The 13,282-nt window shown below is 42.6% G+C and carries 10 protein-coding genes; 1 reads left to right on the top strand and 9 read right to left on the bottom strand.

Features of this window, described 5'->3' with window-relative positions:
• Positions 1–66: 66 nt before the first annotated feature.
• From rlmKL to queC, 7 genes are all read right to left on the bottom strand, one after another.
• Positions 67–2,409, bottom strand: coding sequence for a bifunctional 23S rRNA (guanine(2069)-N(7))-methyltransferase RlmK/23S rRNA (guanine(2445)-N(2))-methyltransferase RlmL (gene rlmKL / locus IE130_RS08450; RefSeq protein ID WP_189584501.1), 2,343 nt, complete (start codon positions 2,407–2,409; stop codon positions 67–69).
• A gap of 600 nt (positions 2,410–3,009) precedes the next feature.
• Positions 3,010–3,537, bottom strand: coding sequence for a peroxiredoxin (locus IE130_RS08455; protein WP_189584503.1), 528 nt, complete (start codon positions 3,535–3,537; stop codon positions 3,010–3,012).
• 504 nt (positions 3,538–4,041) lie between these two features.
• Positions 4,042–5,229, bottom strand: coding sequence for a mechanosensitive ion channel family protein (locus tag IE130_RS08460; protein ID WP_227676172.1), 1,188 nt, complete (start codon positions 5,227–5,229; stop codon positions 4,042–4,044).
• 151 nt (positions 5,230–5,380) lie between these two features.
• Positions 5,381–6,877 (bottom strand): dihydrolipoyl dehydrogenase, encoded by a 1,497-nt coding sequence (locus IE130_RS08465; RefSeq protein WP_189584511.1) that lies wholly within the window; start codon positions 6,875–6,877, stop codon positions 5,381–5,383.
• A 149-nt stretch (positions 6,878–7,026) separates the two neighbouring features.
• Positions 7,027–7,524 (bottom strand): peroxiredoxin, encoded by a 498-nt coding sequence (locus IE130_RS08470; RefSeq protein ID WP_189584514.1) that lies wholly within the window; start codon positions 7,522–7,524, stop codon positions 7,027–7,029.
• A gap of 158 nt (positions 7,525–7,682) precedes the next feature.
• Entirely contained in the window at positions 7,683–8,012 is a 330-nt protein-coding gene (locus IE130_RS08475; RefSeq protein ID WP_189584517.1) for a hypothetical protein, read from the bottom strand.
• A 229-nt stretch (positions 8,013–8,241) separates the two neighbouring features.
• Positions 8,242–8,958, bottom strand: a complete 717-nt coding sequence (gene queC, locus IE130_RS08480; RefSeq protein ID WP_201574504.1) for a 7-cyano-7-deazaguanine synthase QueC — start codon at positions 8,956–8,958, stop codon at positions 8,242–8,244.
• A 342-nt stretch (positions 8,959–9,300) separates the two neighbouring features.
• Between queC and ttcA the strand changes: the two genes are divergently transcribed.
• A complete protein-coding gene (gene ttcA / locus IE130_RS08485; RefSeq protein WP_373299660.1) occupies positions 9,301–10,377 on the top strand; it encodes a tRNA 2-thiocytidine(32) synthetase TtcA in 1,077 nt (358 codons plus the stop codon).
• Positions 10,378–10,640: 263 nt separating this feature from the next.
• Here the strand turns inward: ttcA and IE130_RS08490 are convergent, their stop codons facing one another.
• Together IE130_RS08490 and ccoG are read right to left on the bottom strand one after the other, a co-directional pair.
• The gene (locus IE130_RS08490; protein WP_010199599.1) at positions 10,641–11,222 is read right to left on the bottom strand and encodes a FixH family protein; all 582 of its coding nucleotides are present in this window, start codon (positions 11,220–11,222) and stop codon (positions 10,641–10,643) included.
• 175 nt (positions 11,223–11,397) lie between these two features.
• A complete protein-coding gene (gene ccoG, locus IE130_RS08495) occupies positions 11,398–12,807 on the bottom strand; it encodes a cytochrome c oxidase accessory protein CcoG (protein ID WP_189584539.1) in 1,410 nt (469 codons plus the stop codon).
• Positions 12,808–13,282: the final 475 nt, after the last annotated feature.

The following is a 13,282-nucleotide window of genomic DNA, read 5'->3' on the forward strand; positions in this document are numbered from 1 at the left end:
GAGGAGCTAGACTGCTGAGATGAATTTCTCTATTTGTCTAGCACTCTTGTATCGATAAGCGCTTGATTACAGGCTTTGACGGTGACGAATCTCAAAACTCTGATGAATGGGTTTTTTGATATTAAAATCGAAGCCAATGGTTTTTTGGGTGATATCAACGATGTCATAGCGCTCGATTAACTGCTCATCGAGCTCAAAGCGCGTAAAGTTATTAGAAAAATACAACACACCATCAGCGGTCAAGCGGTTCATAGCGCGGTTAATAATAGCGGCATGATCTCGCTGCACATCAAAAGTACCTTGGAACTTTTTCGAGTTTGAAAAGGTCGGTGGATCGATAAAGATAATATCGAATTGCTCGGTATTTTCCTTAATCCACTCAAAAATATCGGCAGCAACGAATTGATATTTATTGTGGCTGACGTCCAAACCATTGAGCACAAAGTTTTGCTTGCCCCAATCGAGATAGTTCTGTGACAAGTCAACGCTGGTGACTTTTTTCGCGCCAGCCAATGCCGCATGTACACTTGCGGTACAGGTATAAGCAAATAAATTCAATACTGATTTATTACGACTGTTGTCTTTAATCCGCGCGCGCATATTACGATGGTCAATAAACAAACCGGTATCGAGATAGTCGGTAAAGTTGACGTAGAAATACGCGCCATCTTCGCGAGCAACATGAAACTTGCCACGCTTTTCTGTGGTGTTCTGCTTACTATATTGATCATTACCAGACTGGCGTGCCCGAGTTTTGATAAAGATTTGTTCGCGATTAATATCAAACACTTCACGAATACCCATCAAAGCTAGATTAAAGCGTTTTTTGGCGGTCTCAGGTGGAATAGTTTTTGGTGGTGCATATTCTTGCACGTGCGCATAGTCACCGTATAAGTCGATAGCGACCTTAAAGTCAGGCAAATCGGCATCGTAGACACGCACATTACTCACATTGTCTTTTTTGGCCAGTTTCTTGAGTTTAGCAAGATTTTTTTGCAGGCGATTGATAAAGTCTTGACCGTCTTCTACTTCGATCTCACGCTTTTCAAAACGGCTCACAAGATTACCTGTTTGCCCTGCAATCAACTTGCCATAGCGGAAATAAACGGTAATGGCACCATTATGACAACGTAAGGTTTTTGGTTCTTTAATCGGTAAGATATCGACTTGCTCGACATGAGAGGCCAATATACCAAGCATCGGGTCAATGCCACTACCGGCAAAGCTGTCTTGCAAGATAAGCCCAATCGCTTGATACAAGGGCTTAATCATTTCTTCATCACCCAAACGCTCACCGTAAGGTGGGTTGGTGATAATTAAAGGATTACTCAATCGACCATCATCGACCAACGGCTTTAGCACGCTGCTTAGCTGGTCAAGGGCGCGGGTTTCAATGTCGAGTAGCGGTAGCAAGTCTTGTAAACCAGCGGCAATAAGGTTCTTCTCTGTGGCGATAATAGCGCCACTATCAGCATCGAACCCTAAAATGAGCGGTAAGGTATCTGGCTGCTCATTAGCGATGGCTAAGCCTTCACGGAAACGTGTCTGAGCATCATCAATCATCTGCTGCCATAGCGTCTCGTCATGATGCTGCCATTGGTAAAAACCAAATTGATTGGCGGCTTTGTCGATACCCACCGCATAATCACAATGCATGAGTAGCGCTTCAATGATAAAGGTGCCAGAGCCACACATTGGATCGACTAAGGCATTATAGAAAGGCGCGTCGCCAGCGTCATTTTTCTTATGCCAGCCCGCGCTATAAAGCAAAGCTGCTGCTAAGTTTTCTTTTAATGGCGCTTCGGTCATCGCCACGCGATAGCCACGGCGGTGCAAACTGGTGCCTGACAAATCTAAATACAGTTCAGCTTGCTTGTCATTGACCGTCGCAAAAATAGCAAAATCTGGATGTTTGCTATCGACGTTAGGGCGACTGTCATAAACTTCATTAAAGGTATCAGCAATGGCATCTTTGATACGTAGCATCGCAAACTGTTGATTGACGGCGACGCGTTTATCGACGGACAGACGGATGGCAAAGGTTTGTTCTAAGTTGAATTGCTCCGTCCAATTGACCGATTTTGCCAAACCATAAAGCTGCTCGGCCACATCATACTCAGCATTAATGTTTCTGCGTTTGATTAACATCAATACCCGTGACGCTACCCGAGACCATAGGCATATAGTATATAAGTCACGCAACGTACCCGTAACGGTCAGACGCCCCGTACTTTTGATATCGCTTGCAATACCAAAACTCGTCAGCTCAGTCTGTAGTGGTGCCTCAAGCCCATCGGCACAAGTGATAATCAGCTCAAGTGACAACTCTGCTGAGATCGCTGGTGAAAGTGCTTCTGACAACGCTGGTGAAGATGCGGCGGCAAGGGCTGGCGCGGTTGTTTCGGTCATACGGATACCTGTGGGCTAAATTGATAAGTAATGATAAATAAGGCACATCATAAGATAAGATGTTTAACCGTCAATTTTACCATAATTACGCTATGGATGGTTTAAGTGGCTTTGATTAAAAGACGGCGTTTAAAATTTTGGCGTTAAGGTGTTATTAAAACTACTGCTATCTATAGTGAGTGAAAACTATAGTGAGTGAAAAATAGTACAGATACACCACGCACTGCTGATATCTATTTTTCTTGCTTGCTGTGCCTGCGCAGACAGAGGCGACAAAAAATTGATATCAGCAATACCGTCGCATTTTTAGGGTATTTTGGCTATAGCGTCAGATTAAAAAAATGGCTCATTATTGGTTTTTAATCTAAGGCGTGTCCTCATTTTAGTATGGTAATACAAATGAGATAAATTGCAGTCAAATGAGGAAAATAACACCGCTCAGAGATAGAAGTTCTTGTAAAAAACCACAAAAAAACTGCGTAGCCCTTATGTTCAAGGACTATGCAGTTTGGCAGTTCGACAGTATTTGAGCCTCAGTACTTGAGTATCTATTGACTTCTGACAATAGAAGTCAAAAGTCAATGTACTTAAGCATTGTGGTTAAGCATTACTTTTCAAATAATCTAACATAGTGTCTGCATCTGATACTTCAAATGGGTCTATTGGACAGTTGTCGCCAAAATCAGGTTCCTTAAACACTTTTTTGATGGCTTTGTTGTCGACAAGCATCGAATAACGCCATGAGCGCATACCAAAGCCAAGATTACTCTTATCCACTAGCATGCCCATTTTACGAGTGAACTCACCATTGCCATCAGGCAGCAAAAAAACGTTTTCACGGTTTTGCTTTAGGCCCCATTGGTACATGACAAAGGCATCATTGACAGAAATACAAACGATTTCATCTACGCCTAACGCCTTAAACTCAGGGTAAAGCGCTTCATAACGAGGTAGATGGCTGGTCGAACACGTTGGCGTAAAGGCACCTGGTAGTGAGAACACAACCACTTTTTTATTGGCAAATAACTCATCTGTGGTGAGGTCATACCATGTGAATGGGTTATCTCCTCCAATAGATTCATCACGAACACGAGTTTTGAAAGTCACATCAGGGACATGGGTAATCATTATTTACTCCGATTTGGGTTATTGTCTTTTTTTTTAAAATGCTGCATTTATATGATAATAGTTATAGTAATCCATAAGCAAATCTTTAGGCTTATATTTAATATATAGTTAATACTAAATAAAATGGATAAGTTATTTAATAACGCGAAACTGCTATAGTCGATTCAATTTAAAAGTAGTACAAGGCAACCGAGTGTAGATGTATATTTGATACTTCAAGCGAGGTTAACGCTGTAATATTTTTATAGTGGAATGACTATATAAATTTTTCTGGCTTGCTGTGCCTATGCCGACAGAGGCTGCAAAAAATTCATCCCAGTCTCGCTGTATCTTTTTCATATTGGACTGACTATATAAGCTATCAAAATATATGAGCTTTTTTTAGACCTTACAAGCTACGCTAGCTGCTTTGGCCATATCATAGAGGACCATGTTTGAAGTAGTCTCTGTCGCTTAAGATTTTCGAATTTACTTTTCCAGATTAGGGACATCCCTTAATAAATGTTATTTATCACCCTTAGTCAGTGGCCGTTTTTCTGATACGACCTGCGTTGTGGTCGCAAAGGGTTTGGTCGCGATAGGATAATCGACATCTTTTGGCATCAGTAGGCGCATATGCGGGTAAGGGGTTGAGATGTTGGCGGCATCAAAGGCACGCTTGATATCCTCTTTTAGACCTTCCTTGATTTTGGGCATGCGCGCGACAGCGGCAGGCTTGACCCAAAAACGCACGATAAAAAACACTCCGTACTCACCAATTTCATCCACGGTAGCTGAGCATTCAGGACGATTGAGCACCACTTCAGTATCAGCAAGGACTTGCAAAATTTCCTTGCGAGCAGTGTTGATATCATCTTCAAAAGCGATACGCACACGAATATCAAAGCGAATAAAGTTCTTGGAGGTTAAATTGGTCACTTCAGAAGAGGCAACGTTAGAGTTGGGAATAATGACGGTGATGTTGTCTCGAGTTAAAATATGGGTGGTGCGTAACGCAATGAGTACGACACGACCTTCATTGTCATTGATATGAATCCAGTCGCCAACCTGAAAAGATTGTTCGAGCAAAATGGTAATACCCGCAATGAAATTAGCAAGCGTTGATTGGGCAGCAAAACCGACTGCCAAGCCCACAATCCCTAAACCTGCGACCAATGAGACAATATCAAAACCAAATTGCGCCATGACGCTGGCAAGTCCGAGTACCAATAGCAGCACTGACAAGATGTTTTGAAGCAGCTGCTCTATAGAAGCGTTGAGACCATAATGCTGTAGCACTCTGTGAATAATCTGTCCAGATGACGTCCAAAGTACATAATAAATACCCGCCCATGTACTGGCTTTTGCAGTGGCCTTGATAGTCTCTGGCTCAAAGTAAATTTGGCTCATAATGGCAATCAAGCTGGTAACTATCCAGATATAACGCAAAACGGAACGGACGATTTTGGCACGGCGCTCATTTAGTCGAATGCGGGATTTGCTTTTTTTGACAATATAAATAGCCAACCAATAACAAAACCCCAATACTGCAAGCAGTATTAGGATTTTGATACCAGTGCTAACCAATTCTACTGCTTGCGATGTCCAATCGAATGACTCTTCGTCTATAGAGCCGCCCAAAGCGAGGTAAAGGCTAGTATGCAGGTCACGAATAATCTCTTTAAAAAAGTCGGTAACACTGGCGATTGGCATTTTTTCGTCCATGCAGGGTGTGTTTGTACAAAGTTTTGTACACGAGATGCTTGGCTATAAACTACCTCAAGTTATCAAAGCAATCAAACATAACATGAGTGGTGATTGAGACTAAGCCCTTACTTCTTGGAAAGTGTGACTGAGGTATCCATTAAGAGTTATCTTTTTGTGTGTCTTGAGATTGGAAAGGTATTTCCATCTTATACTGGACATCACGTAGCGCGGTACGCAAACCTTCTAGTATCGTTGGATGATAGAAAGGAGTGTCGAGCATGGCTTTGATACTCAAGTCATTGGTAATCGCCATAGCGAGTATATGACCGATATACTCGGCATCAGGACCTACCATGCTAGCGCCTAAGATTTTATCGGTTTTTTTGCATCCATAGATATGCAATAGACCACAATTGACACCCATCACACGACTGCGACCTTGGTTATCAAAACTGACGCGACCAATGACATATTCCAACTCTGGATCTTGTTGTATTTCTGGTAGAGACATACCGACATTAACAATTTGGGGCGAACAAAACACGATAGAAAAGGGAACCGCTGGTGGACGGATATAGGCGGCGTCTTTATTGTCACAGACCATATTACCTGCACTAAAACCTTCATCACTGGCCACATGTAACAGTGGAATATTGGCGTTAGCATCGCCAACGATAAAGACATTCAAATCACCGATTTGACCGGTTTTCTTGCTCAGATCTTTTGGGCGGTTTTTTTCATCGAGTACAACGCCTAGGTTTTCAACACCTAGCTCGTCAATATTGTTACGGCGACCTGTCGCGACCAGTACGTATTCCCCTTGCCATTGCTGTGTCTCACCTGCGCTGTCTTCATAGTCAATAAAAGCGAGTGAACCTTTATTGCCTTCAGCCGTTTGTACACCGACATTGTTAATTTTACTACCTAAGTGCATCGTCAGCTCACGGCTTAAGCAGTCGATGGCCTTATTGCTAATGTCTGGATCTTTTAGTCCAGCAACTTTTTTGACGCGATTAAATAATGTCACATCCACACCCAAGCGATTAAATGCTTGGGCGAGCTCCAAGCCAATGGCACCTGCACCAACGACCGCCATAGATTTTGGTAAATCTGGCAGCTCAAAAACAGTGTCAGAGGTCAGCAAGGTATCGCCAAGCTTGTCCGCCCAACCTTCTGGAATAAAAGGCGAGCTGCCTGTGGCCACGATGATTTTTTCTGCTTCAATCACCTCATCATTGACCTCAATCAGACCTTGTTTATTGATATGAGCGTGACCCGCTATTTTTTTGTGATCAGGCCAGCTATCTACTTGCTCTTCGAGATAGCTTTCGAAATGACTGCGCTCATCGCGCACACGCTCCATAACTCGCTTGCCATCTATCTGGGCAGTCGCATGAATACCGAATTCAGCAGAATGGTTGGCATCATGTGCACGGTCAGCCGCTGCGATCAATAGTTTGCTAGGCATACAGCCTACAGTGACACAAGTCGTCGTCCAAAAGCCTTCGTTAATAATGACGACATCGTCTTTGATTTTACTGGCTTGGCGAAAGGCGTTTTGTCCTGCTGTACCTGCACCAATGATGGCAACAGAGACTTTACGGGTGACTTGATGGTTTGTGCTATCGACAGCGGTGTCGGACTGGTTTTTCATATTGTTCTCAAGTAGTTATATTTTATAGGATGTGAGTGACTGATAAGACGTTGGCTTTTAATCGTTTGGGCTCAGCGACTCAATAAACGCTATTTTATGATAAACGCTATTTTATGACCAATAATTAGTGCCAATAACCATAATAAAAGTTATGGCGCTAATATCGTCAGTAAACGCTCAGTATAATCTTTGGCGCGTAGATTGCGCTGCGCATGCGTGAGATTGCCGTCTTTATCGAATACGAAAGCTGAGCGTACCAGACCTAGCGTTATCTTACCGTACATGTTTTTTTCTTTTATGACCTCAAAGTACTGGCATAGTTTTTCGTTGCTATCACTGATAAGTGGAATCTGTAGATCATATTTCGCGATAAACTTTTCATGAGATTCGACACTATCACGGGAGACCCCGACAATATCATAGCCCAAATCATCAAACTCACTAAGACGCGCCGTGAATTCTGTCGCTTGTGTGGTGCAGCCTGGAGTGCTGTCTTTTGGATAAAAATAAAGGATCAGTCCTTTGTCGGTATGCGCAACCAAGTCTTTTAGGTCAATGTCATCATGAATAAAGTGACCATCGAGCTCACGCACCATCGTCACTGGAAAGTCGGGCAGGGCGATAGTTTCTGTGGTTGGTTTAGCCATGGTAAAGTCCTTAGTCATTTTAATGTTTGTTTGAGTTATGATTGTCTTATTATAGGCAGATTAGCAGAAATAAATACTCAGTTTTACACTTCACTTATTCATTGGCAACAAAAAAGACTGGTAATGACCAGTCTTTTTTGTGTTGAACCTTTTATCAATTATGCCGGTTTTTGTGGTTTCTTTAGATCTAAGCCGACGGTGCATTGCTGCAAGTCTTTTTGCATTTCCTTCACGTAAGATAGGCCTGACGGGTCTTTCTTGTCTTGGGCGTAGCTTTCAATTTCCCACATTTGACCGATCGTCATGTTGCTACGAACGCCAATGGTGCAATTGCACAGTTTGGTCGCGTTATTTTTATCAGCAACTTTATATTTGACGGCCCCGCTCACACAGGTATTAATATTGTCTTGCTCGATATCGGTAGCATTGGCCTGTGGTATGGCAAAAAGAGCCGCTAAGGCTAGGGGTAATACTGGCAAAAACTTCATAAACATCCTCTCAAGGGTAGCGTCAATTTTGTAGATTTTTACTCAAAAATTAAATTACTGAGGTAAATAAGGGTATTTCTCTATCGGTTGTCTATCTGATGACAGAGAGAATCGTCCATACCATAGCAAGTATCGTAATTAAAATACAACGGCGGCGTGCTGTGTTAATGCAAGCGAATGTTTCGCTAATGTTTAGTTATACTGTCTGTCGCTATGAGTACTTAAACTGTTAAGGTTGATAATGAGTAGGATCAGCGATACCTGCTTGGGCGAATCCTTGGCGGCGCAAGGTACAGCTATCGCAAACACCGCAGGCAAGACCATTTGCGTCGGCTTGATAGCAAGAAATTGTCTGACCATAATCGACACCCAATGACAGCCCAAGCTCGATGGTTTTTGCTTTTGACAGCTGCTGTAATGGCGTCTGAATGGATAAATGATGGCCTGTAACGCCCGCTTTTGTCGCCAAGTTTGCCATGTGCTCAAAGGCGGCAATGTATTCAGGACGACAATCTGGATAACCTGAATAATCGACTGAGCTGACGCCGATAACGATATGGTTGGCGTCGGTCACTTCAGCGACGGCTAAGGCATAAGATAAGAATATGGTATTACGAGCCGGTACATAGGTGTTTGGAATGGCATCGTTATCAATCTCATCACGTTTTTTATTAGGGAACTTCTCTGCATCCCCATCAGGAACCATCATACTGTGATCCGTCAATGATGAGCCACCAAGCTGAGCGATATCAATATCGATAATGCGATGGTTGACCGCTGCCGTTTCGGCGATATTTTTTGCGGCGACAAGCTCACTATTATGGCGTTGACCATAGTTGAAGCTGACTGCAGTCACCGACGCATAACGTGCCTTGGCCCAATACAAACAAGTCACCGAATCAAGCCCGCCCGACAATAGCACAACGGCATTTTGGCTTTTATGCAGAGCATTTAAGTCAGTATCGGAGGCTTGATTATTGGAGGTGCTGTGCGAAGTAACGTTAGTCATAATGGTATCTATTATTGGTTTACGAAAAACGGTTATTTTAGCAAAAATACGGCTATTACATAACCATGCAGCCGTTATTTAATGTCCTCTTTTCAAACTGTGAGCAAATTTTGTTATAATTGCTGCTTTTAAAGCATCAGTGTTAACGCTTGCCCATCATGTATGACAGCACTGTGATAGCAGTTTGCTGTATAGCAAAATCACCCTTGTAAAGATATTGAGTAACTTATGACTGCAGCGACCTTGTTTACGCCAAAAATTACGCCAGAGTTTGATGAGATGTCTGCTGATGCAGGTAGGGCAGACTATACTTTAGAGACTGATGGCATGGAAGATGATGATGCCGCTGAGGATGATTTGATGGCTGAGCAGTTATCACCTACTCAATCAGCACAGTTTCGCAAGCTACAGAAGAAACTGCGTAGACAAGTATCTTGGGCGATTCGTGATTTTAATATGATCGAAGAGGGTGACGTGGTGATGGTCTGTGTTTCAGGAGGCAAAGACAGCTATACTTTGCTGGATATTTTATTGCTGCTAAAACGTATTGCACCGATTAATTTTGATATCGTCGCGGTTAATTTGGATCAAAAGCAGCCAGGTTATCCTGAGGATATTTTGCCAGCGTATCTAAACGAGCAGGGCATTGCCCACTATATTTTAGAAAAGGACACTTATAGTATCGTCAAAAGCGTGGTGCCGGAAGGTAAGACCTATTGTTCGGCATGTTCGCGTTTGCGTCGTGGCTCATTGTATGGTTTTGCCAAACAAATTGGTGCGACTAAAATTGCTCTTGGTCATCATCGTGATGACATGCTCGCGACTTTCTTTCTAAACTTGTTCCATGGTGGTACGTTAAAATCCATGCCACCGAAACTGCTCAGTGATGACAAGCAAAACATGGTTATTCGCCCATTGGCCTATGTCGAAGAGAAAGACATCATTAAATACGCAAAATTGAAAGAATTCCCGATTATTCCATGTAACTTGTGTGGCAGCCAGACCAATCTGCAACGCGCCATTATTAATGACATGCTACGCGAATGGGATAATGCTCATCCGCAGCGTTTGGCCTCTATCTTTAAAGCGATGCAAAACGTTGCCCCATCGCAATTAGCCGATCGTGAATTGTTTGACTTTGAGGGGTTAAGTCTTGATCGTGATGATAATGAGCGCCTATTCGAAGGGAATAATATTCAGGCAGGGCAGACCGGTAGCTTGGCTGAAATTGGCTTACCAGTCGCGCCAAAAACGCAAACTTTTAATCCAAAGTTTGCCAGTAAGCAACAGTCAGATAAAACGATAGAAAGCAGTCGACCCACACAGAAGATTCCAACAATTAATCCTGTTATCTAGGGCGTGTCTTCAATTCAATCGATGAATATCTAAATGGGCTAAAAATGGCTAAATTTTGCTGATATTAATTTTTTGTCGCCTCTGTCTGCGCAGGCACAGCAAGCAAGAAAAATTGATATCAGCAGTGCGTGATGGTTCGATATCACTTTTCACTCACTATAGCCAAATAATAGCCAAAAAAAACCAGCTTATTCATGGCTGGTTTTTTTATGTCTTAATGAATTGATTATTAGCTGAATCTACGCAGTCTATATTTATATAAGTTAACTCTCAGCAAATACTGGTAGCGGGTCAAAACTAACCTTTGAACGTGGCAATTTTGCCACATCTTGCATACGCCAATCATCTTTGCCTTCATTGCTCACTTGCAAATAGTACTTGGCTTTTACGGGGTCAATATCTACCTTAGCGCTATATTTATTACCTTCTTGATGCTGTAACACCACATCACGATCTTTTTTGATGTCGGTCGCATGGGAGATTGATAAATCTAATTTATCAGGATAAGTAAGCGGGGTGCCATTAAGTAATTTGCCCGATTGTAAGCTTTGCTCAGGATAATTCAAATAAAACACAATATTACCGTCATCGGCAAACTGCATCTCGCCATGCAGGTCTAAGTCATAAGTCAGCTTGTCACGGGACACATCATGATAAAGCGTCTTGCCATCCATATACCAATCGTCACGAACCACACTGTCACGGATCTGATAGGAGTAATAAACAAACCAGAGGCAAGCAATCACCACAAAGGCTGGCATGCCAATCACAAAGATAACCACCATATAGTTTTTATACCATGGCTGGCTATCTTGGTGCTTAAAATTTGGTGCTGGAGTAGACATAAAATACCTATTAATCAAATAGCTGTTTATAGGTATCCAGTTATCGGATATCTATACAGTGGTATCGACGGATAAATTGACGGCTAACGGCTGTCAATTTAATGATAATCTATAACCCGCTCGTCAATGACTAACGGGTAAAATATATGAGTCTACACTTGCCACACGCAAGCGTTTACTGACCTTGGGTGGTAAAGACGTTTTGTTTGCTGACCATGTACTGACCATCATTGCTGTTCACATTTAGGGTAACAAGTGTTTGACCAGATTCAATGACATCAGGATCACCATAAATACTGACGGGCATATCAAAGCTTTCACCCGCTTCTAATGGTACATCATTAAAACGCAATTCCAAACTCAGACCTTCTTGCGGGGCAAGGGTTATCTTATAGATATGCGGCTCTTGTGTTTTATTGGTCAGCTTGACGATATAGCTGTTTTCAATCATGCCTTGAGTATTGATCGATGACAACTGATTACGGTCACGGCGAATATCAATCTCTAAGGGGACACGATCGGTCAAGGCATAAACGACACCACCGCAAAGCACGGTCAGTAGCGCTAAATAGGCAAAAAACCGTGGGCGAAATACTCGGCTTTTCTCTTTTTCTGCCAGTTGCCGTTCTGTCGTATAGCGAATCAAGCCACGGGGATAACCCACTTTATCCATGACTTCATTACAGGCATCGACGCACGCGGCACATTGAATACAGGCCACTTGTAAACCATCACGAATGTCGATACCAGTAGGGCATACTTGCACACACATCTGACATTCTATACAGTCGCCCAAATGCTCCGGATTGGTCCCTTTTTTACGCGCGCCCCGTGGCTCACCGCGCTCATAATCATAGGAGACAATCAGCGTATCTTTATCAAACATAACGCTTTGGAAGCGCCCGTAAGGACAGATCTGAACACACATCTGCTCACGCATGTAGCCGGCATTCACATAGGTAGAAAAAGCAAAGATAAAGACAGATACCCAAATCCACGTAGGCCAATCGGGGAAGGGAATAACGCCTATCATCTGCCAACTATGATATAAGCTATCAGTGCCGGAGACGTAGCTTACGAATGTAGTCGCCGTAATCATTGAAAAAACAAACCAAATAAAATATACCAAACCACGTTTAAAGGCTTTTTTTGCACTCATCGGTTCTTTATCGAACTTCATGCGCTTATTACGGTCACCAATCACCCATTTTTCAACGTACTGATATAGATGCGTCCAGATCGTTTGGGGACACGCATAGCCGCACCATACCCGACCAGCGTATACCGTTACCATAAATAAGGTAAAAGCGGCAATCAACGCAAAGGCGGCAATGAAATAAAAATCCTGAGTCAAAAAAGTCATGCCAAAAATATAGTAATGCTGCGAGGGCACATCAAACCATATTGCCTGCCTATCATTATAACGCAGCCATGGCAGTAACAAAAACAGCGCCAAAAACGCATACATACTAACGACGCGGATATTTTGATAAAAACCCGTGATAAATCGAGGATGAATACGATGCTTGGTGGCATCAAGATCAATCTGCTGTACAGGGATTTTATTGGGTTGTGGTGCTGACATAAACGTGCCTCTTTAAAAAAAGAATCAGTCTGCTGGCATGATGAACAAACACCTATAATAAAAAGATGTCGGGATGTGCGATGTTATCAATGTCAGTAAGTAGCTGAGTGGGATAATCACTGTAAAAACAGCGAACCCTGCTACCAAATGAGCGATTGTAAATAGCCAATTACGATTGAACCATTCATACTAAAAATGGCGATCGATTCGTGGTTTTCAAATCGTGCTATTTTAGCATTATCCCTACTATAAATGGGGTAATAATGCTCAAAAACAATCATTGTATCCAAATTATATTGACCGACTGGTTACCGTCGAGTCGCCTGCACAGCTGGCTTCGCAGAGTAAATAAGTATCATGACAAAGACATGAAAGCGCTTAAACTAAAATCTTCAGCCAAATTGCCAAACAAAAGGGAGAACTGCAATAACAGTTCTCCCTTTTTTCGATCTTATCCATTTATCTATAACGACTG

Origin of the sequence: Psychrobacter glaciei, from assembly GCF_014652895.1 — a bacterium.
Taxonomy (GTDB): domain Bacteria; phylum Pseudomonadota; class Gammaproteobacteria; order Pseudomonadales; family Moraxellaceae; genus Psychrobacter; species Psychrobacter glaciei.

Excerpts from the sequence above, each read along its gene's own strand:
- rlmKL (WP_189584501.1), bottom strand. The coding sequence starts at position 2,409 with ATGACCGAAACAACCGCGCCAGCCCTTGCCGCCGCATCTTCACCAGCG.
- IE130_RS08455 (WP_189584503.1), bottom strand. The coding sequence starts at position 3,537 with ATGATTACCCATGTCCCTGATGTGACTTTCAAAACTCGTGTTCGTGAT.
- IE130_RS08460 (WP_227676172.1), bottom strand. The coding sequence starts at position 5,229 with ATGCCAATCGCCAGTGTTACCGACTTTTTTAAAGAGATTATTCGTGAC.
- IE130_RS08465 (WP_189584511.1), bottom strand. The coding sequence starts at position 6,877 with ATGAAAAACCAGTCCGACACCGCTGTCGATAGCACAAACCATCAAGTC.
- IE130_RS08470 (WP_189584514.1), bottom strand. The coding sequence starts at position 7,524 with ATGGCTAAACCAACCACAGAAACTATCGCCCTGCCCGACTTTCCAGTG.
- IE130_RS08475 (WP_189584517.1), bottom strand. The coding sequence starts at position 8,012 with ATGAAGTTTTTGCCAGTATTACCCCTAGCCTTAGCGGCTCTTTTTGCC.
- ttcA (WP_373299660.1), top strand. The coding sequence starts at position 9,301 with ATGTCTGCTGATGCAGGTAGGGCAGACTATACTTTAGAGACTGATGGC.
- IE130_RS08490 (WP_010199599.1), bottom strand. The coding sequence starts at position 11,222 with ATGTCTACTCCAGCACCAAATTTTAAGCACCAAGATAGCCAGCCATGG.
- ccoG (WP_189584539.1), bottom strand. The coding sequence starts at position 12,807 with ATGTCAGCACCACAACCCAATAAAATCCCTGTACAGCAGATTGATCTT.